The sequence below is a fragment of the Cupriavidus cauae genome (assembly GCF_026210475.1).
Lineage (GTDB): Bacteria > Pseudomonadota > Gammaproteobacteria > Burkholderiales > Burkholderiaceae > Cupriavidus > Cupriavidus cauae.
In genome coordinates this window covers 805,750-831,722 of the sequence record NZ_CP080293.1, presented here as the reverse complement: position 1 = coordinate 831,722, position 25,973 = coordinate 805,750, and the positions used below count along the sequence as shown (strand labels likewise).

Below are 25,973 nucleotides of genomic sequence, written 5' to 3'. Positions count from 1 at the left end.
TTACCGATCGACAGGCAGGAAAGCACCTTCGGGTGCTTTCTTGCTTTGGGGCAGCACCAGCCGCCAGATGGCAGCCCCGCCCTCCTTGCGCAGCGTCATCCTGCCCCGGTGGCATCGCATCACGCGACGCACGAACATTCCGGCCGGGGCACTGCGTGACAGCGCGGCGACGACGGCATCGGGCGATGCGGCCGCTGTCGCGATCTCGACCCAGCCGACACCGCGCGTGACGCCGATCCGCAGATGCACGGCCGCGCCGGGCGAGGCATTGAGAATCGCGCGGGCCAGCAGCCGGGTAACCGCCATCTCCAGCATGCGGGCATCGCCATCGACCCATGTGAAGGTCGGCAGGTCCTCGCAATGCAGGACCACGCCCGTCTCATCGGCTGCGCTCCATGCCGCATCGAGGCATGCCGCGATCAGTGCCGCCAGATCGACCGCTTCGTGGCGATACCGGTGAACGGCCTCCTCGATCAGGCAGCCCAGTTCGTCGACCCGGGTCAGCGCCTCGCGCGCGTGCGCAACGACCTGCACGGCGAACGCAGGCCCGGCAAGTGCACCGGCGCGATACAGCCCCGCGAGCGCCAGCATGTCGGTGGGCGGAACGCGCAGGTCGTGCGCGAGGCCATGCACCACCGTGCGCCATATCGGATCGCCGCGCCGCGCCGCGCTGCGGACCCAACGGCGGCGCCATGCCGCGAGGCGTGCAAACCAGTCGCGCAGTCTCATGGCAAGGACACCGCCTCCAGCCGATAGCCGTGGGTATAGACCGGCATCAGCCGGAAACCGCGCTCGGCGCGCAAGCCCAGCTTGCTGCGCACGCGTGACATATGGGTATCGATGGTGCGCGACAACGGGGAAATCTCCCTGCCCCAGACCGCGGCAACGATATAGTTGCGGGCCACGATGCGGCCCTCGTTGCGAAACAGCAGCAGCGCGAGGTCGAATTCCTTCGGCGTCAATTCGACCGGGCAGCCGTTCAGCGTGACGGTACGCGCGGCGCTGTCGAACACATAACCGCCCAGGCTGACCCGCGCGTCGGTGCCGGCGCGGTGGCTGTCGGTACGGCGCAGCAGGGACTGGATGCGCGCGGTCAGCTCGCCCGGGCGGATCGGCTTGACCATGTAGTCGTCGGCCCCGGCGCACAAGCCGCTGACCACATCTTCTTCGGCGCCGCGGCAGGTCAGGAACATCACCGGCACGCGCCGGTCCAGATTGGCGCGGGTCCAGTGCAGAACTTCCTTGCCGCTCATGTCCGGCATCTGCCAATCGAGCAGCAACAGATCGAAACTCTCGTCGCGCAAGCGCAGCAGCAACTGCCGGCTCAGCCCGAAGCTGACGCAGCAATGGCCGGCCTCGGTCACGATTTGCTGAATCCACGCGGCCTGCGCGGGTTCGTCTTCGAGCGATGCGATCTTCATGCGCAAACTCCGTTCACGGTGTAGAGCGATCGAACGCCGGCTTGCGTGCGGCCGGCCCCTTCCCATCGAGCATCGAACCACCCCGCATTTAAGACGGCGCGCGGCCGTTTACAAATAGGAATTGCCTCAATTTGAGGTTTCAACAAAATCTCACTTTCGGCATACCGAGGTCTGAACGTACGATGCCTGCGCGGATGGAAATCGCCGCGCCAGAGCCAGCGGCGATCGACCGCGAAGGCGAATGCATGCGCTCTCGCGATCCGCGGCCGGTGGCCGGTGGTCGGCGACAGCCCTGCCGGCAAACTTCCTTGTCGCGCCCGGGCGCCGCCGCGACCCGCGCGCAATCGAATCGACACGCGAGGAGAGCAGACGCCATGAGAATCGCCGCGCTGCAGGACGATCCCACGCAGGCCGTCGTGCTGGAGCAAACGCTCAGCCTGCAAGGCCATCGATGCATCCGCTTCCGGGAGGGACGGACCCTGATGATGGCCTTGCGCCAGGAAGCGTTCGACATGCTGCTGCTGGATTGGGAGGTGCCGGGAATCGCCGCGCAGGACGTGCTGCTGTGGGTACGGCGTACATTGGGCAGCCGCTTGCCGGTGATGCTGCTCGGCGATGGCACCGAGGAGTGCCAGCTGTGTCGCGGTCTTGCCGAAGGCGCCGACGCGTTCATCACCAAGCCGGTGCGGCGGGCGGAACTGGCCGCGCGCGTTCAGGCACTGGCGCGGCGAATGCTCGAGACGGGCGAAGGGTGCTTCGATCTGTCGGTCGGCGCCTACCGTTTTTCGACCACCGACCGGCGCGCGTATCTGACGGGCGCCCCCGTCATGCTGTCACCCAAGGAATTCGATCTGGCGATTCTGCTGTTCCGGCACCTCGGCCAGCTGGTGCTGCGCCACACCATGATCGACGAGGTCTGGCGCCGCCCGCTGCCCGACGGTTCCCGCACGCTCGACAGCCATCTGTCGCGCGTGCGGACCAAGCTGGCCCTGTGGCCGCACAACGGTGTGCGGCTGACCACGGTGTATTCGGCCGGCTGCCGGCTCGATGTGGTCGACCCCATCTAAGGAGCGAACCATGGCCTCTCTCGCCAGAAGGCTGCTCGCGGAAGCGGTCGGCACTTTCGGCTTGATCTTTGCCGGATGCGGCGTGGTGGTGCTGGCCGGCTGCAAGCCGGACACCGCCGCGGACCTGCTGTGCATCGCGCTCGCCTTCGGGCTGGCGGCCTATGCGATGGCACGGGCGGTCGGACCGATCTCCGGCGCGCACCTGAATCCGGCCATCAGCCTCGGACTGGCGGCGGCACGGCGCTTTCCGTGGCGCGAGGTGATTCCCTACGGCATCGCGCAGCTGGTGGGTGCCGTGGCGGCGGCGACCTTGCTGATGCTGGCGGCGCAGGGCCGGCCGGATTTCGCCTTGTCGTCCGAGCGCTTCGCCGCCAACGGCTACGGTCTGCATTCGCCCGCGGGCTACGACATGCCGAGCGCCCTGGCGATCGAATTCGCGGCGACGGCGATGCTGGCGCTGGTGACCGCCAGTGTCACGCGCCGGCGGCGGCTGATCGCGGCGGGCCCCGTGGTGCTGGGGCCGGCGCTGGCGATGGCGCATCTGCTCGCCTTGCCGGTCACCTATGCCGCGCTCAATCCAGCCCGCGCCACCGGCCAGGCGCTGTTCGTGCAGGGCTGGGCGATGGCGCAGCTGTGGCTGTTCTGGCTGGCGCCCGCAGCGGGCGGGCTGATGGGTGGGCTGATCGCGTTCTGCCTGCTCGACGAGGATGGCTTGCTGACCGAACCGGACGAGCTGACGGCATTGGCGCGCTGGGCCGCGGCCGAGGCGGCCGAGCCCGGCTGCGATCCGCAATCGCCGGCATGAGGGCGCGAGCGATCGTGCGATGGTGGGACGGCAGTCGCGGCGACCGGGCCCGCGCGGCGGCTCAGTCTGCCTTGATGCCGGCTTCCTTGACGATGCGGCCGTTGTCGTCGTACTCGGCGCGGATCGCGGCGGCAAACTGTGCCGCGCTGCCGCCGGTCGGCACCTCGCCGCCCTTGAGCAGGCGTTCACGGACCTCCGGCGCGGCCAGCGCCTTGTTCAGTTCGGCATTGAGACGGGCGACGATCGCGGCCGGCGTCTTGCCGGGCGCGAACACGCCGAAGGTGGAAGTCAGATTGGCCTTCGGATAGCCCAGTTCGGCGAAGGTCGGCACCTCGGCCAGCGCGGCGATGCGCTTCGGGGCGCCGACCGCCAGCGCACGCAGACGTCCGGCCTGCATCTGCTGGGTCAGCGCCGGGCTGGCATTGGTGCTCATGACCTCGAACTGGCCACCGAGCGCGTCGTTCATCTGCTGGCCGGCGCCCTTGTACGGAATCAGCGTCAGGTCCGCTTGCGACCTGGCCTTGACCTGCTCCAGCACGACATGGCCGACCGTGCCGAGGCCCGAGGTCGCCCACCGGACCGAGCCGGGCTTGGCCTTGGCCTGCGCGACCAGATCCTGGAAGCTCTTGCCGGTGAAGCTGGACGTGGCGACCACGATCACCGGGGAATACATCACGCTCATCACCGGTGCGATATCGCGCTGCGGGTCGTAATGCACCTTGCCGACGTGCGGGTTCAAGGTCAGCGGACTGGTCGACGAAAAGCCGATCGTGTAGCCGTCCGGCGCCGCCTTGGCGACCGCGTCCATGCCGATGCTGCCGCCGGCGCCTGCCTTGTTCTCGACCACCACCGACGTCCCCATCTGGTCGGACAGCCGCTCGGCGAGCGCACGCGCCACCGTATCGCTGATGCCGCCGGTCGGATAGGCGACGATCAGGCGGATCGGGCGCGACGGATAGTTGTCGGCGGCGGACGCCGGCGCGCTGCCGATGGCGGCAAACGACGTGACGGCGGCAAGGGCGGCGAGTCCGGGCAGGCGGAAGGCGAAAGGCATGGTGGCAGCGACAGGGATTTGTAGGAAGTTGGCCGGGAAATGGGGGTCACAGGGCGGTCATACGGCGGTCATACGGCGGTCATAGCGGCTTAACGCAACGACAACGCAGCGATAACGCAGCCATGACGCCGGAATAACACAGGAATCATGCAGCTGGACCGCAGGCAAGACCTTGGCATGGAGCCGCCAGGCCGGCGTCGGGCGCTATCTTAGCCCAAGACACCGGGCTGCCACTGTGGCACCCAGGAGACGAACAACTCGTTGGCCCGATCGTACAGGCGCCAGGTGGTGCCGCACTCGCGGCACTGGAACGTCAGCATGCTGAACGGCACACCGGCCGCGCTCTGGCTGACCAATGGCGCGGTGTGCTTCAACGCCAGCCGTTCATGCGGCTCGCGCCGGCGCATGTCGGCGGCCAGCGCAAGGCAATGGGCGCAGGCATTGAATGCGCCGGGCGCGGGCAATGCATCGCTGGAGCGGGAAGGGACTTCGTTGGCGGGCACGGCGGCGGGCGGGGCGGCATCGCCCCGCGATGAAATCGGCAACGCCGCCATGATGCCGCAAATCCCCGCAGCGCTGGCGGGCGGTCTTGCGCGCGACTGCCGACGATGGTTCGCGAAACGCAGGTCCACGCCTGCGAAGACGTGCCGCTTCAAGCGGAATCTGCAGATTGGCGAAAGTTCTTTTTTGACGAGTTCGTCACACTTCGGCCATGCGTTCGCTGCGTGGCAACGGCACGACGGTCCTTCACGGCGGTGCTGCTGGCCATGCCCCGCTGCCAGACACCACCCTGCCATCCATCATGCGCGTTCCTCTCACCATCCATCGATTTGCCGGCATCCAGGACGTCCGCCAAGCCGTGCAGCGCCATCCCGGCGAGCTTCTGCAGGTTCTTCATCGCGACAGTTCCCACCACATCGTTCAGCTTGGCTCCCGCCGCTATCGCTTCGAGCTGGTCGAGTGCAGACCGGGACGGTGGGAGGGCGCCCTGGTCGAAGTGCCATTCAGGCACATGACATGGCGGCAGCAATGGCTCGCCATCGTACGAACCTTGCGCCGGATGCTTCCGTGCGGGTCCGTACGCGTCGCACGTGTCCGACATACCGTCGGGCATTTCACGCGGCCGGAAGAACGAGCCGGACTCGTCCCTGAACAGGGCTTTCTGCCTGGCGACGATCGGCTGGCCTGGCTGCACGAAGTCTGCCGGACATTGCGCGCTTCTCCAAACCCCAACACCGACCTGCCCGCCAGCCTCGACTTGCGCGATGCAGTCGTGTCCGACGAAGACTTGAAGCTGGTGGACAAGCAACTGCGCGGCTTGCCCGAGGCACTGCCTCGCGACCAGCTTGAACTGATCCTCGAGCCGCTGTGTTCCCTCGCCCTGGCCCCCGACACGCCGGCGCGAAGTCGGCGCGACAAGATGGTGGCCTCGCTCTGCGACAGGTTTGCCAGGACACATGGCTTCGACATGGACACAGCAAGACGCATCGTGCAACTGACCGCCGGATTGTCCGCCGGATCGGCGTTCCAGCAGTGGTTGGAGAAGGGCGCCACGCAGCTGGCCGACGCCCTCGTTGCCGCGGTCAATCCCGGCGCGATGGAGCGGCCCACCACGCCGCTCCCGGATGTGGACCCGAATACCGTGAACGGTCTCAACCTGATCGGCCGGCACCTGAAGGATCTCGCCGCCGTCCTGCCTGGCTTGCCAACCTCGGCGGTCCGTCCGATGTTGCGGTGCATGGGCAACATTGCCGCCCTTCCCGATGGGGACCGTGTCAGCCAGATCGAGCTGCTAGCCCTTGTCGCGCGCGCCCATGCGCTGACCACGGAACGGCGTGCGGCCGGAACGCAAGCGCCGGATGCGCCTCGCAAGCCGGCGCGCGTGTGGGGCAAGAAAGCCGACATGCCGGTAAATGCACATCACTAAGATTCTTCCCCGTCACCCTGTGACGCCTCACGATCCTTTGCTAATCTGGAATGGCGTACCGCCGACTCGACTGGCGGACCGCCCGCCGCCGCGGATGCCGGCGCGGGCCGCAGTCCTTCCCCGACCCGACCAGGAGTGGATGATGAAAACTGCACGACAGGTCCTTGCGTCCAAACCGACGCAAGCCATCTACAGCATCCAGCCGGGGGCGACCGTTTATGCCGCGCTCCAGTTGATGGCGGAAAAGAGCATCGGCGCGCTGCTGGTGATGGAGCACGGCAAGATCGTCGGCATCCTCAGCGAACGCGACTATGCGCGCAAGGTCATTCTGATGCAGCGAACGTCCCGCGAAACCCTTGTGCGCGACATCATGACCACCGCGGTGGTCTATGTTCGCGCCGATCAGACCACCGACGAATGCATGGCGCTGATGACGCAGCACCGGCTGCGCCACCTGCCGGTGATGGAAAACGACGAGCTGATCGGCATGCTGTCGATCGGCGATCTGGTCAAGGACATCATCTCCGAGCAGCGCTTCATCATCGAACAGCTGGAGCAGTACATCGCGGGCAGCCGCTAGCGCCCCGCAGCGCAGCGCGGGCGGGCGGCATATTCGGTAAACGAATATAATTCTGCGTTTACTGAATAACAGATGAAGCCGGTCCATCAGGGTCGGCTCCGGCCGCTCTCCCCGGCCGCCCGCCGCCGCTGCTCCGATGTCCCGCCCCGCCGTTTCCGACCGCCCTACCCCCGCCTCCGCTTCCACCCCTTCTTCGATTGCACCGTCCGGCACCGCGGTCCCCGCGTCAGGGCAAGCCGTTGCCGGTGCAGTGGACCACCGCGCGATCATGCGCGTGATCGGCGGCATCGTGCTGTGCATCCTGCTGGCGGCACTCGATCAGACTGTCGTGATTCCGGCGGTGCCGGCGATTGCGCAGGATCTCGACGGCTTCGGCCATCTGTCCTGGATCGTCACGGCCTATCTGATTACCTCGACCGTCACCACGCCGCTCTACGGCAAGCTGTCGGACTCGTTCGGGCGGCGCCGGCTGCTGCTGGTCGCGATCGCGCTGTTCGTACTCGCCTCCCTGGCCTGCGCGATGGCGGGCTCGCTGCAGCAGCTGATTCTCTTTCGCGCGCTGCAGGGCATCGGCGGCGGTGGCCTGATGTCGCTGGCGCAGGCGGCCATCGCCGACGTAGTCTCGCCGCGCCAGCGCGGGCGCTATCAGGGCTATCTGGCGGCGGTATGGGCCGTGGCGTCGGTAGCCGGTCCGCTGGTCGGCGGCTGGGTGTCCGACCATCTGTCGTGGCGCTGGCTGTTCTGGATCAATCTGCCGCTTGGCCTGCTGGCGATGTGGTTGTGCCATCGTGGCCTGCGCGCCCTGCCCGCGCCGGCCGGCAAGGCCCGCGTCGATTGGGGCGGCGCGCTGCTGCTGACCGTGGCGATCGTGTCGTTTCTGCTGGCGATGAGCTGGGGCGGCGAGCGGTACGACTGGCTGTCCGCGCCGATGGCCGGATTGGCCGCGCTGACCGGCCTCGCCGTGCTGGCGTTGATCTGGCAGGAACGGCGCGCCAGCGATCCGATGCTGCCGCCGCGCCTGTTCGCCAACCGCAGTTATGTATTGGGCGTTTGCGCCTCGGCGCTGGCCGCTTCCGCGCTGTTCCTCTGCGTCTTCGCGCTGCCGCTGCATTTCCAGCTGGTGCGCGGCGCCGATGCGGCGATGTCGGGCATGCTGGTGGTGCCCTTCCTGCTGTCCACCGTCGCCGGCAACTTCGTGGTGGCGATGCTCGCGCCCCGGCTTGGCCGGCTGCGCGGGCTCTTGAGCGTCGGCTTTGCCGCCGCGGCGCTGGGGCTGGCCGCGTTGTCGACCGCGACGCCGGCCAGCCCGCTGACGCTGCTGCTGGCGGCGATGATCGTGACCGGCGTCGGCCTTGGCATCTGCATGGTCGGCACGCTGATGAACGTGCAGAACGCGCTCGAGCGCCGCGACACCGGCGCCGGCACCGGCGCACTGCTGGTGCTGCGCTCGCTGGGCAGCGCGCTCGGCGGCGCGATGGCCGGCACGCTGCTGACCCTGGCGTTCCGCGGCGCCTTGCACGCGGCCGGACACGACAGCGGGGCTGCGCCGCTGGATCTGGGCGCGCTGCGCCATGGCAGCGAGGCGTTCGCCCAGCTGGCGCCCGAGGTGCAGCGGCTGCTGACCGGCGGCGTCGAGGCGGGTTTCCACTGGATCTTCGCGACCGGCGCCGCGGCCGCGCTGCTGGCGCTCGGCCTGGTCCGGCGGACGCCCGACGTCGAGCTGCGCGGCGCCGTGTCGGACCACGTCAAGCCGCTGGCGATGGAATAAATGGCGCCGGCCAACCGCACGCCGGTTGGCCCCTCCGCCCTCCGCCCTCCGCCCTCCGCCCTCCGCCCTCCGCCCTCCGCCCTTCGCCCTTCGCCCCTTCGCCCTTCGCCCCTTCGCCCCTTCGGCCCTTCCGCCCTTGGCCCATTCGCCTCGTAGCGCCCTCGCCGGCGTAGACTACGGGTCACCGTTCGCACCGTTCGCCGGAGATCGACGCCATGACCCGCTTCCCTGCCTTCTCGAGCCAGCCGCCACGCCGCGGCCGCGCTGCCTTGCCCTGGGCCGTCGCGCTCGCGCTGTCCGCGCCGCTCGCCCATGCCGCCGGTGAATCAGGCGCGAACCGCGCTGCCGGCGCCGCCCCGGCGACATCCCAGGCATCGTCGGCCAGCTGTCCGGCCACGCTGAACTTCCGTTTCCCGCGGCTGCAGGACGAGGCCGAACAGAACCTGTGCCAGTACGCCGGCAAGGTCGTGCTGGTCGTCAATACCGCCAGCTATTGCGGCTTCACGCCGCAGTACGAGGGCCTGGAGGCGCTCTACGCCAAATACCGCGAGCGCGGCCTGGTGGTGCTGGGCTTCCCGTCCAACGACTTTTCGCAGGAGCCGGGTTCGGAAAAGGAGATCGCCGACTTCTGCTTCAACACCTACGGCGTCAAGTTTCCGATGCTGGCCAAGACGCACGTGCGCGGCGACCAGGCCAATCCGATGTATGCGCGGCTCGCCAGGGAAAGCGGCACGGCGCCCAAATGGAATTTCCACAAGTACCTGATCGACCGCGACGGGCGCGTGGTTGCCAGCTATCAAAGCTCGGTGAAACCGTCGGACCGGCAACTGGTCTCGCGCATCGAGCAATTGCTGGCCGCACCGCGCCAGGCGAATGCGGCGGCGGCAAATTGATCGGCTGAAGAATGGCCGAACCGTCTGAAGATCTGCAGAACACCACCAAGCAAAACGAGGAGAACGATGAAGCTGGTACGAATTGGCAGCGCCGGCGCCGAGCGGCCGGGACTGATCGATGCGCAAGGCCGCGTGCGCGATCTGTCGGCAGTGGTCGGCGATATCGACGCGCGCACGCTGGCGCCGAACGCCCTGGCCGAACTGGCGGCGCTGGACCCCACCGCCCTGCCCCTGGCCGAAGCCGAGCGTTTCGGCACGCCATGGACCGGGATCGGCAAGATCGTCGCCATCGGGCTGAACTACGCCGACCACGCGGCCGAGGCCAACATGCCGATCCCCTCTGAGCCGATCGTGTTCCTGAAGGCCACCAGTTCGCTGAACGGCCCGAACGATCCCGTGATGCTGCCGCGCGATTCGGTCAAGACCGACTGGGAGGTCGAACTCGGCGTGGTGATCGGCACGCGCGCGCAGGACGTGCCGGCGGCCTCCGCGCTCGATCACGTGGCGGGCTACTGCGTCGTCAACGACGTCTCCGAGCGCGAATTCCAGATCGAGCGCGGCGGTACCTGGGACAAGGGCAAGGGCTGCGACACCTTCTGCCCGGTGGGTCCGTGGCTGGTCACGCGCGACGAGGTCCCCGATCCGCAGGCGTTGTCGCTGTGGCTCGACGTCAATGGCGAACGGATGCAAAGCGGCACCACCGCGACGATGGTGTTCGATGTCGCCACGCTGGTCAGCTACGTCAGCCGCTTCATGACGCTGCATCCCGGCGACCTGATCTGCACGGGCACGCCGCCGGGCGTCGGCATGGGCCTCAAGCCGCCGCGTTTTCTGCGGGCCGGCGACACCATGCGGCTCGGCATCGAGGGATTGGGCGAGCAGACGCAGCGCGTGCTGCCCTACTCGCGCTCGGTGTGATGGCGAACTGAACGGGCGCTGCATAGGCGCTGAACAGGCGCTGAACGGGAGGGGACTCTGATCCCATCGAGGCGATCGAGTTCCCCCAACCCTGCGCGCGTCATGGTGGACCGTACCCCGTTAGCAACAGTTCTGAAAACAAATGCGGCGCAAAGAGCGAATCGCATAGGCACTCGCGATCCTAAGTGGAATACTGTGCTTCATGGACTAAGCCAGTACGAGCGCCGTCATGTCAGAAGTTGATCCCCCCATTCTTGTGTCCCGCCTCGGAGCCGATCTCACCCCGGCTTATTGCGAGTTGTCCGATACCCTGGACAGCCGCGCCGAACTCGAGGCGATTCGCCGCACCATCCACCAACACCCCGAACTCGGATTCGAAGAGCACCGCACCGCCGAACTGGTGGCGCAGCGCCTTGAGCGCTGGGGCTATGCGGTGACGCGCGGGGTCGGCGGCACGGGCGTGGTCGGGACGCTGCGCAACGGCGACAGCGGGCGCAGCGTCGGCATCCGCGCCGACATGGACGCGCTGCCGATTCTGGAATCGACCGGCTTGCCGTATGCCAGCGTCCATTGCGGCAAGATGCACGCGTGCGGCCACGACGGCCATACCGCGATCCTGCTGGGCGCCGCACGCCAGCTGGCGCGGACGCGCAATTTCGACGGCACCGTCCATCTGATCTTCCAGCCCGCCGAGGAAATCGGCGCGGGCGCCAGCGGCGCGCAGCGGATGCTGGCCGACGGCCTGTTCGAACGCTTCCCCTGCGATGCGATCTTCGGCCTGCACAACCATCCGGGCGTGCCGGCCGGCACCTTCATGTTCCGCGCCGGTCCGATGATGGCGGCCTGCGATACCGTAACGATTACGATTCGCGGCAAGGGCGGCCATGCCGCGCGGCCGCACCAGTCGATCGATCCGATCCTGGTCGCCGGCAGCCTGGTGATGGCACTGCAGACCATCGTGTCGCGCAATATCGATCCGAACGAAACCGCGGTGGTCACGATTGGCTCGCTGCATGCCGGCCACGCGCCCAACGTGATTCCCGAAAGCGCCAAGCTCGAATTGAGCGTCCGTTCGTTCAGCCCCGAGGTGCGCACCACGCTCGAATCCCGCATCCGCCAGCTGGTGACCTCGCACGTCGAGGGCTATGGCGCCGCGGTCGAGCTCGATTACCGCCCGGGCTATCCGGTGGTGGTCAACAGCGAAGCCGAGACCGAGTTCGCGCGCCAGGTCGCCGAGGAGCTGGTCGGGCCGGACAAGGTCGTGGGCCAGATTCCGCTGATCTCGGGCAGCGAGGACTTCGCCTATTTCCTGCAACAGCGCCCCGGCTGCTTCGTGCGCCTGGGCAATGGCGCCGGCCGTCCGCTGCTGCATAACCCCGCCTACGATTTCAACGACGACAACCTGACCGTGGGCGCGGCGTACTGGACGCGACTGGTCGAGCGCTATCTGGCCGCCTGACCGGCGGGCTCTCCAGGCAACTCAATCCCAAAAGGCAAACCCGCTCAGCGAAAGAACGCGCTGGGCTGTACGCCGAACTGTCGCCGGAACATCGCCGCGAACGCGCTGGGACTCTGGTAGCCCAGTTCCAGCGCTACCTCGACGACCTTGACGCCCGCCGCGAGCCGCTCCAGCGCGGCCAGCAACCGCGCCTGCTGGCGCCACTGGCCGAACGTCATGCCGGTCTCGCGCGCGAAGCGCCGCTGCACGGTCCTGCCATCGATGCCCACTCGCCGCGCCCAGTCCGCCAGCGTCATCGGCGTGTCGGGCGCTTCCAGAATCGCGGCACAGATGCGCCGCAGCGCCGGGTCCACGGGATGGGGAAGATGCAGCGGCAGCGCGGGCAGCAGCACGACCTCGTCGAGCAGCAGCTGCATCAGGCGGCCGTCGCGCGAATCGGGCGAGTAGGGCGGAACGATGTCGATCGCGGCCAGGATCAGTTCGCGCAGCAGCGGCGAGACGCCGAGCACGGTGCAGCGCGTCGGCAATCCCGCGGCCGCGTCCGGGCGGATATACGCGGTGCGCATGCGCACCTGGCCGACCATCCGGATCCAGTGATCGGTGCCGCCCGGCACCCAGATCGCCCGCGTCGGCGGCACGATCCATTGACCCTCGTCGGTTCCGACGACCATCACACCATGCACGGCATGCAGCAGTTGCGCGTGCGGATGCCGGTGGCGCGTGGTCAGATGGCCCGGCTGATAGTCGGCGGCCATCGCGGCCACCGGCATCGGGCCGCGGTCGTAGGCCATGTAGCGCGGCCGCGGCGAGGGCGGGGCGTCGGGTCGGGCGTCGGGTTGGTGGTCAGGTGGGGAAGCGGCATCGGCCATCTGGATCGATATCCCGAATGTGGCGAAAGCGTGGCGCATAGAGCGTGGAATAGGGCCATTATCTGTCCGTTTCGAGATGGTTGTAGTCTCAATCTCGCAGGACAGGCGCCAACACAAGGAATAGCATCACCGTGTTCGCGCGCGTGCGGCCTCGCTGCCGTGTTGCTCCCGCGTCTTGCCGACGACTTCCCGACCGCGCCCGAACGCTCCCAAGAAAAAGTCCAACCAGAGACCTTTGCCATGGCTTCGCGAATCGATTCCCTGTCTGCCGAATTGGGCAATGTGCCCGATGCCGCCGTGACACCGGCCGCGCCCGCTGCGCCGGCCACGCCGAGCGCGGCCGCTGCCGGCGCCGGCGAACGCACCGGCTTCCGCGTGCTGTCCGCCATCAGCTTCGCCCACATGCTCAACGACATGATCCAGTCGTTGATCCTGGCGATCTATCCGATGCTCAAGGGCGGCTTCAACTTGAGCTTCGTGCAGATCGGCCTGCTGACGCTGACGTACCAGATCACCGCCTCGCTGCTGCAGCCGCTGGTCGGCCTGTACACCGACAAGCATCCGAAGCCGCATTCGCTGGCGGTTGGCATGGGATTCACGCTGGCGGGATTGCTGCTGTTGTCGATTGCGCCGAGCTATGGCGTGCTGCTGGTCGCCGCGGCGCTGGTCGGCACCGGCTCGTCGATCTTCCATCCGGAATCGTCGCGCGTGGCGCGCATGGCCTCGGGCGGGCGCCATGGGCTGGCGCAGTCGATCTTCCAGGTCGGCGGCAATGTCGGCAGCGCGGCCGGACCGCTGCTGGCGGCCGTGGTGGTGCACACGCAGGGCAGCATCGCCTGGCTGTCGCTGGCGGCCCTGCTGGCGATCGCGGTGCTGTGGCGCGTGGGCGGCTGGTATGGCCAGCGCCTCGCCGAGCATGCCCGCGCCGCGCGCAAGGCGATGGCCAGCGCGCCGCGGCTGCCGGGCCGTACCGTGGCTCGCGCCATGGCCGTGCTGATGGTGCTGCTGTTCTCGAAGTATTTCTATATGGCGTCGCTGGGCACCTATTACACCTTCTACCTGATGGAGCGCTTCGGCGTGCCGCAGCGCTCGGCCCAGCTCTATCTGTTCGCCTTCCTGTTCGCCGTCGCGGTCGGCACCATCCTCGGCGGCCCGATCGGCGACCGCATCGGCCGCAAGCGCGTGATCTGGTTCTCGATCCTCGGCGTCGCCCCGTTCACGCTGATGCTGCCCCATGCCGACCTGTTCTGGACCGCCGCGCTGTCGCTGGTGATCGGCTTCATCCTGGCCTCGGCGTTCTCCGCGATCCTGGTGTTCGCGCAGGAACTGATCCCGGGCAAGGTCGGCATGGTGTCGGGCCTGTTCTTCGGCCTGGCCTTCGGCATGGGCGGCATCGGTGCCGCGGTGCTCGGCGGGGTCGCCGACGCGCACGGCATCGAGACGGTCTACCGCTGGTGTGCCTACTTGCCGCTGCTCGGCGTGCTGGCCGTGTTCCTGCCGGAAACCCGCACGCGCGCCTCGTAGTCCGGATCGAGGCGCGACAGCAGGGCGGTCGCGGCGGCCGGCGCGCGCTCCTTGTCGCCGTTGATGAAGAAGACGAAGACGTCGCGGCGGCTTGCCGGGGCGTCGTTGTCCTCGACCCGCGGCAGCCCCTGCGGCGCCTCGCCCCGCGCCCACGCCTGGGCATGCTCGACCCACGCGTCGAGCAATTTCGGCGCGTAGCCGTACTTGAGCTTGGCGTTGCTGCGCATCAGCCGTGCGTAGACGAAGTCCCCGGTCACATCCGCGAACGAGGGGAATTTCTCGGCATCGGTGAAGACCGTCGCCACCTTGTAGCGGCGGGCCAGCGCCAGGAACTCGGGGCAGGCAAAGCTGGCGTGGCGCACTTCGACCACATGGCGCAGCCCGATGCCGTCGGCTTCCTGCGGCAGCAAGGCGAGAAAGGCCTCGAAATCCTCGGGATCGAACACCTTGCTCGGCGCGAACTGCCAGACGATCGGCCCGAGCTTGACGCCCAGTTCGGTAATACCGCTGTCGATGAAGCGCTCGACCGACTCCCCGGCCTCGGCCAGCACCCGGCGGTTGGTCGCATAACGCGACGCCTTGACCGAGAAAACGAAATCGTCGGGGGTCTGCTCCTTCCACTTGATGAAGGACGCGCGTTTCTGCGTGCCGTGGTAGGTGCTGTTGATCTCGATCGCGGTCAGCCGCCGGCTGGCGAACTCGAGTTCGCGCGCCTGCGTCAGGTCCTCCGGGTAGAACGTGCCGCGCCAGGGGGCATAGGTCCAGCCGCCGATGCCGACGCGGATGGCGCCGGCCTGAGTCGATGCATTCGCTGCCATGACGATCCTCCTCCGATTTAGCGATTCACTCCGATGGCGTGATCGCGGGGTACTTGGCGGCATTGAGCGCGATCTTGTCGCGCACCGCGGCGTCGAGATCGACCTCCAGCACACTGGCCAGCTCGACCAGGTAGATCAGGATGTCGGCCAGCTCCTGCCGCACATGCTCGCGCTCGTCCGTCGCCATCACGGTGTGGGACTGCTGCTCCGTCTTCCACTGAAAGATCTCCACCAGCTCGGCCACCTCGACGCTCAGGGCCATCGACAGGTTTTTCGGCGAGTGGTACCGCGCCCAATCCCGGGCGCGGATGAAGTCGTTCAGCACCTGTTGCAAACGCTCTGTTTCAATCAGCTTCATCTGCGTCCTTGCCCACGGCAGGTTGTTCGGTGGGCTACTTTACCGTGCCTGCCTCCGGCGCTGCCCGCTGCGCCGCCGGCTCGTCCGCTGACTCGCCCGCTGACTCGCCCGCTGACTCGCCCGCTGACTCCTCCACCGGCCCGGCCGGCTCGTTGGCGAGCACGTCGGCCGCCCATTGCGCAAAGGCCTCGCCGCGCGACGAGCCCAGCCGCACGCCGACCAGCAGCACCGCGTCGAGCGCGTAGCAGGTCGGGCCGGGCGCCACGCCATCGTCGCGCTGGGCCTCCTTGCGGATCGAAGCAGAACCGAGCCGGCGCCCGCAGAAGGCGGCCTTCAATTGCCTGGCGACATCCTGCTCCGAGGTCCGGTACAGGGCCGCCATATTGTCGAGCGTCATCCACAGCTTGCCGTCGAGCACCCGGCAGGCGATGCGCGTCAACGAGTCCTCGGTCTGGTAGTAGCGCCGGTCGGCGCCGTCGGCGTTGGCATTCTCTGTCATGGTCGATGTCCCATGGTCTCCGGCGTTGAAGAACGATGTGGAGACGCAAGGTATCGCTTTCCGAAGGAGTGCACGTACAGCTGGCGCCGAACGGGCGACGCTTTTTAGTGAATTTCGCGTGAAAGCTAATGCTGCCTGCGGCCGGGAAAAGCGCGAACGAAATGGAATCGCAACGGCACCGGAAGGGAGCGGGCGAGGGGAGGGAAGGGAACCGCCGGGAAAAGGCTGGGGAAGAAAAAAAGCCAACTACCAAAGGAAGGATGACGTGCGACCCAACGAGGAGCTGGGGTTGGTAGCTGGCTCCCGCAAGCGTTGACGGGCGAACCGACAAACGCGATCGTAGGTGCATCGGCCGGCCGGTTCTGTAGAAAAGCGCGCCGGGCTTTAACAGTCCGCGAGCCGCTCAGGCCACCTCCTGTCCGCTATCGATGTTTCGCCCCAGGAACAGCCCGCACATACACGGCAAAACGCAACTACGGTTGCGAAGCATCGCCCCGGCATTCGAGGACTCTCTGCCGCGGGCAAGTCGATCGCAGACCATCGATGTGCTCGTTGAGGTTTGGTGGAATGCGCTGCCACATGGGATCGAGGATGAAGTCGATTCCTTCGCGCCTGGCCTGCTTTGCCGCCGGCACGAAGTCGGCGTCGCCCGCTATCAGCACGATCTGGTCAACCTGCTTCTTGAACGCCAACGAGGACACATCGACGCCGATTCGCATGTCGACGCCTTTTTGCCGGATATCGACCATTACATCGTCGGGCGTCAGCTCGGCCATCTGGATCTTGCCGGCCAACAGGTCGGCGACCCTGGACGCCTTGATGGTCCATTGGCTGTAGGTGGAAAGATGCCCGAGCCGCAGTGCGACCTTGCGCATGCCTCGCAGATGCTCATGGAGCTGAAGCCGGAAAGCAGCCTCGGCCGACTTGGCGAAGTCGACAATTCGCTTGTTGATCGGGTTGTGCATCTTCTTTGTCAGCGGCGGACAGTCGTAGAAGAAGATGCGATACAACTCGCGACGATCCAGCCGCCGTCTCTGGCGATCCGGGAATGCATCGCCTCCAGTGCCGTTTCGACGTGGTGACAGATGGGCACATGCCCATCGATGGGCGCACTCCGCCGCCCGGCGCGCGTCATGGGCGTTCTGCGGCTCGATTGCCCGAAAGCGCTTGATGAAGAAGGCGCCGTCGATAAGGATGGCTGTCGGCATGCTGACTCCTGCGGCCTGCGTTGCTACGCCAAAATGAAAAAAGCCCAGGGGTTCGGCGCGCTGCTGGATGATTGCAACGGCTTACTGCCAAGGGCTGGATGCAGGCGAATCTAGCATTGGCCAGGGTCCGGGGCAACAGCACCCGGGATGCCTGTCAGTGAAAAAAAGAAAGCGCCCGAAGGCGCTTTCCTTGTCCTGCCGGCTGCCGCGCCTTCAGCGCGCGGTGCCGTTCTGCGGCGTCGGCGCCGAGGCCACCGGGCCGGTTTCCGACAGCCCGCCGCCCAGCGCGCGATACAGGTCGATCGCATTGTTCAGCCGCAGCTGCCGCGCCTGGATCAGCGCCTGCTCGGCGGTGAACAGCTGCCGCTGCGCGTCCAGTGCCTCGATCTGCCCGGTGATGCCGCTGCGGAAGCGCAGATTGGCCAGTTCGAAGCGCGCCGCCTCGGCGTTACGCACCTGCTCCTGGCTGCTGACCTGCTCTTCCAGCGTGCCGCGCGCGACCAGCGCGTCGGCCACCTCGCGGAAGGCCACCTGGATGGTCTTCTCGTAGTTGGCCACCTGGATGTTCTTGCGCACGTTGGCCAGATCCAGGTTCGACATGTTGCGGCCGAAGTCGAAGATCGGCAGCACCAGTTGCGGCGCGAACGACCACGCCTTGGTGCCGGCCTCGAACAGACCCGAGAAGTCGCGGCTCATGCTGCCGAGCGTGCCGGTCAGCGTGATGCGCGGGAAGAACGCGGCGCGGGCGGCGCCGATATTCGCGTTGGCCGACAGCAGTTCCTGTTCGGCCTGGCGGATATCGGGACGCTGCTCGAGCAGGTCCGAAGGCAGTCCCGGCGGGATGTCGGTGACGAAGCGTTCCTCCGACAGCGTGCGCGGCGGCGGCAGGTTCGGGATCGAACCGAGCGGCGTGCCGACCAGCACCTCCAGCGCGTTGCGTGCCTGCGCGCGCTGGCGCGCCAGCTCGGCGGCCGAGACGCGAGCCTGGGCCACCAGCGACTCGTTGTCGCGCAGGTCCAGCGCCGAGGTGGCGCCGGCCTCGAAACGCTGCTGCGCCAGGCGGAAGGTTTCCTCGCGGGTCTTCAGCGTGTTCTGCGCGATCGCGTACTGCTCGTCGTAGGCGCGCTCGGCCAGATAGGCCTTGGCGACTTCCGACACCAGCGAGATCTGCGCGGCGCGGCGCGCTTCCTCGGTGGCGAAGTACTGCGCCAGCGCGGCATTGGACAGGCTGCGCACGCGGCCGAAGAAATCGAGCTCGTACGAGGTGATCGCGCCGCCGGCCTGCCAGTACTCGGCGATATAGCCCTGGCCCAGCGGCGAGGCGGCGCCCGAGACCTGCTGGCGCGTGTAGCCGCCGGTCGCGTTGACGGTCGGCAGCAGGTCGGAGCGCTGCACCTGGTACAGCGCACGCGCTTCCTCGATGCGCAGCGCGGCGGTGCGCAGGTCGCGGTTGTTGTCCAGCGCGGTCGCGATCATCGCCTGCAGGCGCGGATCGCGGAAGAACTCGCGCCAGCCGATGTCGGCCGCGCGGCGGCTCTCGCCGGTCTTCACCTCGGACTGGCCGTAGCCTTCCGGCGCGGCCGGGAAGTCGGTTGCCACCGGCGCGGCCGGACGCTCATACCGCGGCGCCAGGGTGCAGCCGGACAGCACGCCGGCCACCAGCAGCAGCGCGGTCAGTGTTTTCGTCATGTCAGATTTCCTCCTTCGGGTCCAGCCACTTCTGGTCCAGCATGCGCTGACGCTCGCTGCCCTTGAAGCGTTTGCGGATCACCACGAAGAACACGGGCACCAGGAAGATCGCCAGCAGCGTCGCCGTGATCATCCCGCCCATCACGCCGGTACCGATCGCGCGCTGGCTGCCCGAACCGGCGCCGGTCGAGATCGCCAGCGGCAGCACGCCCAGGATGAACGCGAACGACGTCATCAGGATCGGCCGGAAGCGCAGGTGCACCGCCTCGAGCGTCGCGTCGATCAGCCCGCGTCCCTGCGCCTGCAGGTCCTTGGCGAATTCCACGATCAGAATCGCGTTCTTCGCCGACAGGCCGATGGTGGCGATCAGGCCCACCTTGAAGTAGACGTCGTTCGGCATGCCGCGCAGCGTCACGCCCAGCAGCGCGCCGAGCACGCCCAGCGGCACCACCAGCAGCACCGCGGCCGGAATCGACCAGCTCTCGTACAGCGCGGCCAGGCACAGGAACACGATGATCAGCGACAGCGTGTACAGCATCGGTTCCTGCGCGCCGGCCAGGCGCTCTTCGTACGACTGGCCCGACCACTCGAAGCCGAAGCCCGGCGGCAGCTTGGCGAACATCTCTTCCATCGCCGCCATCGCCTCGCCGGTACTGCGGCCCGGCGCGGCCTGGCCGGCCAGCTTGACCGCGGGCAGCCCGTTGTAGCGCTCCAGGCGCGGCGAGCCCATGATCCACTTCGACGTCGCGAACGCCGCGAAGGCCACCATGTCGCCGTTGCTGTTGCGCACGCGCAGCTTGGTCAGGTCGTCCGGCAGACGGCGGTCCGCCCCTTCGGCCTGGGCGATCACGCGGCGCACGCGGCCTTCGTAGATGAAGTCGTTGACGTACGAGGAGCCGAACGCGATCGACAGCGTGGAGTTGATGTCGGCGATCGACACGCCCAGCGCACGCGCTTTCTCCCGATCGATGTCGATCTGCAGCTGCGGCGCGTCTTCCTGGCCTTCCGGACGCACGCCGGCCAGCACCGGATTCTGCGCGGCCATGCCGAGCATCATGTTGCGCGCTTCCATCAGCTTGGCGTGGCCCTGGCCCGAGCGGTCCTGCAGGCGGAAGTCGAAGCCGGACGAATTGCCCAGTTCCGGAATCGCCGGCGGGTTCAGCGGGAAGATGATCGCGTCCTTGATGAACGACAGCGCGCCGAACGCCCGGCCAACCAGAGCCTGCGCGGTTTCGTCCGAGCCGCTGCGCTCCTTCCAGTCCTTGAGCCGCACGAAGGCGATACCGCCGTTCTGGCCGCGGCCGAAGAACGAGAAGCCCGCCACCGTGATCATCTGGTCGACGATCTTGCTTTCCTTCTGCAGGTAGTAGTCCTCGATCTGCTTGAGCACGCCGAGGGTGCGCTCCTGCGTTGCGCCATTGGGCAGCTGCACCACGGTGATGGTGTAGCCCTGGTCCTCGTCAGGCAGGAACGACGACGGCAGGCGCTGGAACAGCAGCACGACCGCGACGATGATCACGCCGTACAGGATCAGGTAGCGGCCGGTGCGGCCCAGGATGCGCGCCACCATGCTCTGGTAGCCCGTCGCCGCGCGCGCGAAGCTGCGGTTGAACCAGCCGAAGAAGCCCTTCTTCTCGTGGTGATGGCCCGCCTCGACCGGCTTGAGCAGCGTCGCGCACAGTGCCGGCGTCAGCGTCAGCGCCATCAGGGCCGAGAACGCCATCGAGGCGATCAGCGACAGCGAGAACTGGCGGTAGATGTTGCCCACCGAACCGGCGAAGAACGCCATCGGGATGAACACCGCGGTCAGCACCAGCGTGATGCCGACGATGGCGCCGGTGATCTGGCCCATCGCCTTGCGGGTCGCCTCGCGTGGAGACAGCCCTTCCTCGCTCATGATCCGCTCGACGTTCTCGACCACCACGATCGCGTCGTCCACCAGAATACCGATGGCCAGCACCATGCCGAACATCGTCAGCACGTTGATCGAGAAGCCGAAGGCCAGCAGCATGCCGAACGTACCCAGCAGCGCGACCGGCACCACCAGCGTCGGGATGATCGTGGCGCGGAAGTTCTGCAGGAACAGGTACATCACCAGGAACACCAGCACGATCGCTTCGAGCAGGGTCTTGACCACTTCCTCGATCGAGATCTTGACGAAGGCCGAGGTGTCGTACGGGACGGTGTACTCGTAGTCCGCCGGGAAGAACTTCGACAGCTCCTCCATCTTCGCGCGCACCGCGGTGGCGGTGGACAGCGCGTTGGCGGTCGGCGCCAGCTTGATGGCGATGGCGGCCGACTGCTTGCCGTTGGTGCGGGCGACGGTCGAATAGTCGGCACCGCCCAGTTCGACGCGGCCCACGTCGCGGATGCGCACCTGCGAGCCGTCCGGATTCACGCGCAACAGGATGTTGGCGAATTCCTCGGGCGTCGACAGCCGGCTCTGCGTGGTCACCGTGGCGTTCAGCTCGGTGCCGCGCGGCGACGGCGTGCCACCCAGCTCGCCGACGGCGACCTGGATGTTCTGCTCGGAGATCGCCGCGGTGACGTCCAGCGGGGTCAGGTTGTAGCCGGTCAGCTTGGCCGGATCCAGCCACACCCGCATCGCGTACTCGGTACCGAACAGGTCGGCCTGGCCGACGCCGGGCACACGGCGGATCGAGTCCAGCACGCTGGCCGATACGTAGTTGCCCAACTCGATCGCGCTGGCATTGCCGGACTTGGACGTCACGGTCAGGAACATCATGTAGTTGTTCCCGGCCTTCTCGACGCGCACGCCCTGCTGGCGCACTTCCGCCGGCAGACGCGCCTCGACCCGCTTCAGGCGGTTCTGCACCTCGACCGAATTCAGGTCGACGTTGGTACCCGGCTGGAAGGCGATGGTGATGGTCGCCAGGCCGGTCGACTCACTGGTCGACTGGTAGTACATCAGCCCGGGCGCGCCATTGAGCTCCTGCTCGATCACCGAGGTGACCGAGTCTTCGAGCGTCTTGGCGGAGGCGCCGGGGTAGGTCGCCGTGACCGAGATGGTCGGCGGCGCGATATTGGGATACTGCGCGATCGGCAACTGCATGATCGACAATATCCCGCCCAGCACGATGATCAGCGCGATCACCCACGCGAACACCGGCCGGTCGATGAAAAACTTGGCCATGAGGCTGGCTCCCTGTGTATTCCGCTATCTGCTAGCGCTTGACTTGCGCTTACCGCTGGTCCCGTTGCCGGAGCCGTGCTCAGCCCTGCTTGGCCTGAGCCGCCGAGGCAGCCGCCGGCGCCGAAGCGCCGCCCTGGCCGGCCGCAGCGGCCGAGCCGCTGGCGCCGCCTGCCGGGGCCTGCGCCTGGAACGGCACGGCCTTGGCCGGCGCACCCGGCTTGACCTTCTGCAGGCCCTCGACGATCACCTTCTCGCCGCCCTTCAGGCCTTCGGTGACGATCCAGCGGTCCCCGATCGCCGCGCCGGCCTTGACCGGCACCGCCGCGACGTTGCCGTCCGCGCCGACCACCATCACCGCGGCGCCCTGGGCGTTGCGGATCAGCGCGCGTTGCGGCACGGTCAGCGCGTTCTCGTCGACACCCTGCTCGACCCGCACCCGCACATAGGTGCCCGACAGCAGCTCGCGCCGCGGATTCGGGAACTGCGCGCGCAGCGTGATCGCGCCGGTGCTCGGATCGACCGTCATGTCGGAGAACAGCAGCTTGCCGGTCTCGCTGTATTCGGTGCCGTCCTCGAGGAACAGGCGCACCTTGGCGCCGCCGTCGACGCCCTTGATCGCGCCGGACTCGATGCCGCGACGCAGCCTCATCACTTCGGTGGCGGGCTGGGTGAAGGTCACCCAGATCGGGTCGACCTGTTCGACCAGCGCCAGGCGGGTTGCCTCGCCGTTGCCGACCAGCGCGCCCTCGGTGACCAGCGCCCGGCCGGCACGGCCCGAGATCGGCGCGGTGACGGTGGTATAGCCCAGGTTGATCTGCGCCGTGGTGACCGCGGCCTTGGCCGAGGCGATCTCGGCGCTGGCCTGGCCCGCGGCCGCGACGGCCTCGTCATATTCCTGCTTGCTGACCGCGTTGACCGCCACCAGCGGCTTGTAGCGCTCGGCCTTCTGCCGCGCGGCGACCGCGTTGGCCTCGGCGCGCGCCAGGCTCGCCTTGGCGGAGGCGAGCTGGGCCTGGTACGGCGCCGGGTCGATCTTGAACATCACCTGGCCGGCCTTGACCTCGCCGCCCTCACGGTAGTTGCGCGACAGCACGATTCCTTCGACCCGCGCCCGCACTTCTGCGGTGCGCACGCCTTCGAGACGGCCCGGCAGCTCGTTGACGACCGGTACCGCCGTCGGCGTCACCGTCACCACGCCCACCTCGGGCGGCGGCATCGCGCCGCCCTGCGGGGCGTCGTTGCCGCAGGCGGACAGCGTCAGAACCGTCAGCGCAGCGGTAACGGCAAGCAAACTCGAACGTTGGGACTTCCTCATCGATAACCCCGTGATGGCAATTTGAGATCGGCCGGATACGCCAAACGCCGGCCCAGAGCTAAGGGGCCGGCGTGGACGTCCTGTGCGGCAGAACCCCACGACGGACCGTCGTGGAGAAAAAGAACAATACTAGCCACAAACCGCAATGGTGCCGTATGGATTGCGACAGATGGTCGCGTATGCGTCACAACATGCAGCCCGCAGGACCCGAATGGTCAGGATCTCTTGGTAGAAAGATGCGCAGGGCTGGTCCAAATTGTGGCTAGCGCGTAGTATATATACATTCAAGCATGTATGTAAGAGAAATATTGCACCGCAAGGATGGCCTGTCTCTTGCCCATCCCCTTTTGCAGGCCGGCATCGTCCGCATATGCGGGTGTGACCCGGATCGGTTAGCATGCCGCCCGTCGCACCGCAGCAAAACAGAGGCAGGAAGTCCAGTGGTACCGCAGTTTCGTGACGGATTCGTTTCTTTCGTGGCTGGCCGGCGACCGCGCGCCGCCGCCCCGATCCCGGGCGAAGCCGTCCCATTCGTCCCTACCGCCCACTGAAGACACCGCTTATGGCCAGACGTACCAAGGAAGAAGCCCTCGAGACGCGACATCGCATCCTCGACGCGGCCGAGGCCGTATTCCATGCGCGTGGGGTGGCGCGGCCCTCGCTGGCCGATATCGCCGAAGCCGCCGGCGTGACCCGGGGCGCCATCTACTGGCATTTCAAGAACAAGAGCGATCTGTTCGCCGCCATGTGCGACCGCGTGCATCTGCCGGTCGAGGCGCTGTGCGAACCGGAGCGGATCGCCAGCCAGGAAGACCCGCTCGGCGGCATCCGCGACATCGTCGCGCTGGTGTTCCGCGAGACGGTGGTCAATCCGCAATGGCGGCGCGTGTTCGAGATCGTATTCCACAAGTGCGAGATGGTGGACGACAACGGCGCCATCCTCGAGCGCCAGCGGCAGTCGCACGAGCAGGGGCTGCTGAAGATGCGCGAGCACCTGCGCCTCGCGGTCGAGCGCGGCCAGCTGTCGGCCGACCTCGATCTGGACCTGGCGGTCAATGCCTTCCATGCCGCCATCGGCGGCGTGCTGGCCCACTGGCTGTTCGCGCCGGGCGACTTCGACCTGAATGCCGACGCGGAACGGCTCGCCGACGTCTTCGTCGACACGCTGCGCTTCGCGCCCTCGCTGCGCAAGGGCTATGTGCCGCGGCCGATGGCCAAACTGGACGAGGAAATGGCCGCCTTGCGGCTCAAGGTCCAGCAGTGTTCGGGCAGCTGACGCGCCGCCGAGCATCCCACCGCATCGCCCTGCGTTGGCCCGCATCTACTTTCGCCCGAATCTCATCCCTTCATCGCCTCGCGCCAGCGCGCCAGGAAGGCCTGCTTGCGCAGCGTGTCCTGCGCGGCCAGCAGGCCCGGGCCGACGCTGATCGGCTTGAACGCGTAGCCCAGCCGCTCGGCCAGCGCCGCGGCGGTATGGCCGCTCTTCGTATCGGTGCGGATCGTATAGAGCCGCGAGGCCGAGCGCGCCAGCAGCGCCTGCCCCTCGCGCGACAGCAGGAAATCCAGCCATAGCCGCGCCGCCCACGGATGCGGCGCGCGGCGCGCGATGAAGGCCACGCGCGACATCACCAGCGTGTAGTCGCTCGGTGCCACCACGCCGATCGCCGCGCCGCGCTCCATCAGCGACAGCGCGTACGAGCCCAGCAGGTTGTAGGCCAGCACCAGTTCGCCGCTGGCCACCGATTCGACCATGTCGGCGGTCGACGCCGACAGCCGCACGCCGGCGCGTCCCAGCGCCTGCGCCAGATACCAGAACTCGCCGCCCATGCGGGCGTCCTGCTGCGCCAGCAGATAGCCCACGCCCGAGCGCTCGATGTCGTAGGTCACCACCCGGCCGCGCCAGCGGGTCGCATTGTCCTGCAGCAGCCGCGCCAGCGCGCTGCGGCTGCGCGGCACCGGCATGCCGTCGAAATGGCGGCGGTTGTAGACGATCACCGCCGGCTCGAACGTCGTGCCCCAGGCTTCCTCGCGCCAGCTGGCCCAGCCCGGCAGCCCCGCGCGCTCGGGCGAGGCGTAGTGCAGCGCGTGGCCGTCGTTGACCAGCTTGATCTGCAGGTCCATCGCGGTGCTCCACAGCACGTCGGCGTGGTCGGCGCGGACCGGCTGCGCGGACTCGGCGAGAAAGCGCCGGTTCAGCTCGATCGTGTTCAGGTCGCGATAGGCGACCTTGACGCCGGGAAAGCGTGCCTCGAAGGCGTTGAGCAGCGGCCGCGCGACATCCTCGTCGGTCGAGGCATAGACCGTGACCATGCCTTCGCGCTGGGCGCGCGCGATGATCTGGGGATAGTCGGCCGGATAGCCGGGCGGCGGGGCGGGCGGGTTCGGCGCAGGGCCGGGGGCAGTGCCGGACCCGGTGCCGGACCCCGTGTCGGGCGCGGCGAACGCGCCTTGCCACGCCAGCGCGCCGGCGCCGGCCAGCAGGCGGCGGCGCAGCGCGGAGGGCGGGTCGCCGCGCTCGGCTGGCGCGGTCGGATCGGCTGGCATGGAAGGCGGCAGGACAGGCAAGCGGGCAGGGCGCGGACGGTGTCGCCGCAGCGCGCGGAAGCGGCAAACCGGCGCGACGGTGGAGCGGTATTATAGGCGCCCG

At 67.7% G+C, this 25,973-nt stretch carries 23 protein-coding genes; 10 read left to right on the top strand and 13 right to left on the bottom strand.

Annotated elements, in window-relative coordinates; genetic code table 11:
• Entirely contained in the window at positions 1–729 is a 729-nt protein-coding gene (locus KZ686_RS03745; protein WP_265633038.1) for a sensor histidine kinase family protein, read from the bottom strand.
• Complete coding sequence (locus KZ686_RS03740; RefSeq protein WP_149317391.1) at positions 726–1,421, bottom strand: response regulator transcription factor; 696 nt, start codon at positions 1,419–1,421, stop codon at positions 726–728. The genes KZ686_RS03745 and KZ686_RS03740 overlap by 4 nt, the downstream gene beginning before the upstream one ends.
• 374 nt (positions 1,422–1,795) lie before the next feature.
• Between KZ686_RS03740 and KZ686_RS03735 the strand changes: the two genes are divergently transcribed.
• A complete protein-coding gene (locus KZ686_RS03735; RefSeq protein ID WP_265633037.1) occupies positions 1,796–2,488 on the top strand; it encodes a response regulator transcription factor in 693 nt (230 codons plus the stop codon).
• A gap of 10 nt (positions 2,489–2,498) precedes the next feature.
• Positions 2,499–3,293 carry an aquaporin gene (locus KZ686_RS03730; RefSeq protein ID WP_149317393.1) on the top strand — a complete coding sequence of 265 codons (795 nt, stop codon included), beginning with the start codon at positions 2,499–2,501 and terminating at the stop codon, positions 3,291–3,293.
• A 61-nt stretch (positions 3,294–3,354) separates the two neighbouring features.
• Here KZ686_RS03730 and KZ686_RS03725 read toward each other — a convergent pair whose 3' ends face one another.
• Together KZ686_RS03725 and KZ686_RS03720 are read right to left on the bottom strand one after the other, a co-directional pair.
• On the bottom strand, positions 3,355–4,347 hold the full coding sequence (locus KZ686_RS03725) for a Bug family tripartite tricarboxylate transporter substrate binding protein (protein ID WP_265633036.1): 993 nt from the start codon (positions 4,345–4,347) through the stop codon (positions 3,355–3,357).
• Positions 4,348–4,556: 209 nt separating this feature from the next.
• The gene (locus KZ686_RS03720; RefSeq protein WP_407648528.1) at positions 4,557–4,901 is read right to left on the bottom strand and encodes a hypothetical protein; all 345 of its coding nucleotides are present in this window, start codon (positions 4,899–4,901) and stop codon (positions 4,557–4,559) included.
• A 158-nt stretch (positions 4,902–5,059) separates the two neighbouring features.
• Between KZ686_RS03720 and KZ686_RS03715 the strand changes: the two genes are divergently transcribed.
• From KZ686_RS03715 to KZ686_RS03690, 6 genes are all read left to right on the top strand, one after another.
• On the top strand, positions 5,060–6,274 hold the full coding sequence (locus tag KZ686_RS03715) for a hypothetical protein (RefSeq protein WP_265633035.1): 1,215 nt from the start codon (positions 5,060–5,062) through the stop codon (positions 6,272–6,274).
• Positions 6,275–6,416: 142 nt separating this feature from the next.
• Positions 6,417–6,854 (top strand): CBS domain-containing protein, encoded by a 438-nt coding sequence (locus KZ686_RS03710; RefSeq protein WP_149317615.1) that lies wholly within the window; start codon positions 6,417–6,419, stop codon positions 6,852–6,854.
• Positions 6,855–7,122: 268 nt separating this feature from the next.
• Positions 7,123–8,622, top strand: coding sequence for an MDR family MFS transporter (locus tag KZ686_RS03705; RefSeq protein WP_149317396.1), 1,500 nt, complete (start codon positions 7,123–7,125; stop codon positions 8,620–8,622).
• Positions 8,623–8,837: 215 nt separating this feature from the next.
• A complete protein-coding gene (locus tag KZ686_RS03700) occupies positions 8,838–9,515 on the top strand; it encodes a glutathione peroxidase (RefSeq protein WP_149317397.1) in 678 nt (225 codons plus the stop codon).
• A gap of 66 nt (positions 9,516–9,581) precedes the next feature.
• A complete protein-coding gene (locus KZ686_RS03695; RefSeq protein WP_149317398.1) occupies positions 9,582–10,433 on the top strand; it encodes a fumarylacetoacetate hydrolase family protein in 852 nt (283 codons plus the stop codon).
• Between the two features lie 229 nt (positions 10,434–10,662).
• Positions 10,663–11,892, top strand: coding sequence for a M20 aminoacylase family protein (locus KZ686_RS03690; RefSeq protein WP_265633034.1), 1,230 nt, complete (start codon positions 10,663–10,665; stop codon positions 11,890–11,892).
• Between the two features lie 44 nt (positions 11,893–11,936).
• Here KZ686_RS03690 and KZ686_RS03685 read toward each other — a convergent pair whose 3' ends face one another.
• Positions 11,937–12,683 (bottom strand): AraC family transcriptional regulator, encoded by a 747-nt coding sequence (locus tag KZ686_RS03685; protein ID WP_407648504.1) that lies wholly within the window; start codon positions 12,681–12,683, stop codon positions 11,937–11,939.
• Positions 12,684–13,001: 318 nt separating this feature from the next.
• Between KZ686_RS03685 and KZ686_RS03680 the strand changes: the two genes are divergently transcribed.
• Positions 13,002–14,285, top strand: coding sequence for an MFS transporter (locus KZ686_RS03680; RefSeq protein ID WP_149317401.1), 1,284 nt, complete (start codon positions 13,002–13,004; stop codon positions 14,283–14,285).
• Here KZ686_RS03680 and KZ686_RS03675 read toward each other — a convergent pair.
• From KZ686_RS03675 to KZ686_RS03645, 7 genes are all read right to left on the bottom strand, one after another.
• The gene (locus tag KZ686_RS03675) at positions 14,222–15,103 is read right to left on the bottom strand and encodes a DUF72 domain-containing protein (protein ID WP_150083201.1); all 882 of its coding nucleotides are present in this window, start codon (positions 15,101–15,103) and stop codon (positions 14,222–14,224) included. The genes KZ686_RS03680 and KZ686_RS03675 overlap by 64 nt on opposite strands.
• Before the next feature lie 25 nt (positions 15,104–15,128).
• Positions 15,129–15,461, bottom strand: coding sequence for a nucleotide pyrophosphohydrolase (locus tag KZ686_RS03670; RefSeq protein WP_149317403.1), 333 nt, complete (start codon positions 15,459–15,461; stop codon positions 15,129–15,131).
• 34 nt (positions 15,462–15,495) lie between these two features.
• Positions 15,496–15,960, bottom strand: coding sequence for a hypothetical protein (locus KZ686_RS03665; RefSeq protein ID WP_265633032.1), 465 nt, complete (start codon positions 15,958–15,960; stop codon positions 15,496–15,498).
• 473 nt (positions 15,961–16,433) lie between these two features.
• Positions 16,434–17,168 (bottom strand): NYN domain-containing protein, encoded by a 735-nt coding sequence (locus KZ686_RS03660; RefSeq protein ID WP_265633031.1) that lies wholly within the window; start codon positions 17,166–17,168, stop codon positions 16,434–16,436.
• 213 nt (positions 17,169–17,381) lie between these two features.
• A complete protein-coding gene (locus KZ686_RS03655) occupies positions 17,382–18,857 on the bottom strand; it encodes an efflux transporter outer membrane subunit (RefSeq protein ID WP_265633030.1) in 1,476 nt (491 codons plus the stop codon).
• A 1-nt stretch (position 18,858) separates the two neighbouring features.
• A complete protein-coding gene (locus tag KZ686_RS03650; RefSeq protein ID WP_149317406.1) occupies positions 18,859–22,011 on the bottom strand; it encodes an efflux RND transporter permease subunit in 3,153 nt (1,050 codons plus the stop codon).
• A 79-nt stretch (positions 22,012–22,090) separates the two neighbouring features.
• A complete protein-coding gene (locus KZ686_RS03645) occupies positions 22,091–23,326 on the bottom strand; it encodes an efflux RND transporter periplasmic adaptor subunit (protein WP_265633029.1) in 1,236 nt (411 codons plus the stop codon).
• A 562-nt stretch (positions 23,327–23,888) separates the two neighbouring features.
• On the opposite strand from KZ686_RS03645, the gene KZ686_RS03640 reads away from it, so the two are divergent.
• Positions 23,889–24,602, top strand: a complete 714-nt coding sequence (locus tag KZ686_RS03640) for a TetR family transcriptional regulator (RefSeq protein ID WP_265633028.1) — start codon at positions 23,889–23,891, stop codon at positions 24,600–24,602.
• Between the two features lie 62 nt (positions 24,603–24,664).
• On the opposite strand, the gene KZ686_RS03635 is transcribed toward KZ686_RS03640, so the two are convergent.
• Complete coding sequence (locus tag KZ686_RS03635; protein ID WP_265633027.1) at positions 24,665–25,870, bottom strand: ABC transporter substrate-binding protein; 1,206 nt, start codon at positions 25,868–25,870, stop codon at positions 24,665–24,667.
• Positions 25,871–25,973 lie beyond the last annotated feature (103 nt).

Excerpts from the sequence above, each read along its gene's own strand:
- KZ686_RS03720 (WP_407648528.1), bottom strand. The coding sequence starts at position 4,901 with ATGGCGGCGTTGCCGATTTCATCGCGGGGCGATGCCGCCCCGCCCGCC.
- KZ686_RS03740 (WP_149317391.1), bottom strand. The coding sequence starts at position 1,421 with ATGAAGATCGCATCGCTCGAAGACGAACCCGCGCAGGCCGCGTGGATT.
- KZ686_RS03670 (WP_149317403.1), bottom strand. The coding sequence starts at position 15,461 with ATGAAGCTGATTGAAACAGAGCGTTTGCAACAGGTGCTGAACGACTTC.
- KZ686_RS03695 (WP_149317398.1), top strand. The coding sequence starts at position 9,582 with ATGAAGCTGGTACGAATTGGCAGCGCCGGCGCCGAGCGGCCGGGACTG.
- KZ686_RS03665 (WP_265633032.1), bottom strand. The coding sequence starts at position 15,960 with ATGACAGAGAATGCCAACGCCGACGGCGCCGACCGGCGCTACTACCAG.
- KZ686_RS03635 (WP_265633027.1), bottom strand. The coding sequence starts at position 25,870 with ATGCCAGCCGATCCGACCGCGCCAGCCGAGCGCGGCGACCCGCCCTCC.
- KZ686_RS03735 (WP_265633037.1), top strand. The coding sequence starts at position 1,796 with ATGAGAATCGCCGCGCTGCAGGACGATCCCACGCAGGCCGTCGTGCTG.
- KZ686_RS03690 (WP_265633034.1), top strand. The coding sequence starts at position 10,663 with ATGTCAGAAGTTGATCCCCCCATTCTTGTGTCCCGCCTCGGAGCCGAT.
- KZ686_RS03675 (WP_150083201.1), bottom strand. The coding sequence starts at position 15,103 with ATGGCAGCGAATGCATCGACTCAGGCCGGCGCCATCCGCGTCGGCATC.
- KZ686_RS03700 (WP_149317397.1), top strand. The coding sequence starts at position 8,838 with ATGACCCGCTTCCCTGCCTTCTCGAGCCAGCCGCCACGCCGCGGCCGC.
- KZ686_RS03660 (WP_265633031.1), bottom strand. The coding sequence starts at position 17,168 with ATGCCGACAGCCATCCTTATCGACGGCGCCTTCTTCATCAAGCGCTTT.
- KZ686_RS03685 (WP_407648504.1), bottom strand. The coding sequence starts at position 12,683 with ATGGCCTACGACCGCGGCCCGATGCCGGTGGCCGCGATGGCCGCCGAC.
- KZ686_RS03725 (WP_265633036.1), bottom strand. The coding sequence starts at position 4,347 with ATGCCTTTCGCCTTCCGCCTGCCCGGACTCGCCGCCCTTGCCGCCGTC.
- KZ686_RS03680 (WP_149317401.1), top strand. The coding sequence starts at position 13,002 with ATGGCTTCGCGAATCGATTCCCTGTCTGCCGAATTGGGCAATGTGCCC.
- KZ686_RS03715 (WP_265633035.1), top strand. The coding sequence starts at position 5,060 with ATGCGTTCGCTGCGTGGCAACGGCACGACGGTCCTTCACGGCGGTGCT.
- KZ686_RS03655 (WP_265633030.1), bottom strand. The coding sequence starts at position 18,857 with ATGACGAAAACACTGACCGCGCTGCTGCTGGTGGCCGGCGTGCTGTCC.
- KZ686_RS03650 (WP_149317406.1), bottom strand. The coding sequence starts at position 22,011 with ATGGCCAAGTTTTTCATCGACCGGCCGGTGTTCGCGTGGGTGATCGCG.
- KZ686_RS03745 (WP_265633038.1), bottom strand. The coding sequence starts at position 729 with ATGAGACTGCGCGACTGGTTTGCACGCCTCGCGGCATGGCGCCGCCGT.
- KZ686_RS03705 (WP_149317396.1), top strand. The coding sequence starts at position 7,123 with ATGCGCGTGATCGGCGGCATCGTGCTGTGCATCCTGCTGGCGGCACTC.
- KZ686_RS03645 (WP_265633029.1), bottom strand. The coding sequence starts at position 23,326 with ATGAGGAAGTCCCAACGTTCGAGTTTGCTTGCCGTTACCGCTGCGCTG.
- KZ686_RS03710 (WP_149317615.1), top strand. The coding sequence starts at position 6,417 with ATGAAAACTGCACGACAGGTCCTTGCGTCCAAACCGACGCAAGCCATC.
- KZ686_RS03640 (WP_265633028.1), top strand. The coding sequence starts at position 23,889 with ATGGCCAGACGTACCAAGGAAGAAGCCCTCGAGACGCGACATCGCATC.
- KZ686_RS03730 (WP_149317393.1), top strand. The coding sequence starts at position 2,499 with ATGGCCTCTCTCGCCAGAAGGCTGCTCGCGGAAGCGGTCGGCACTTTC.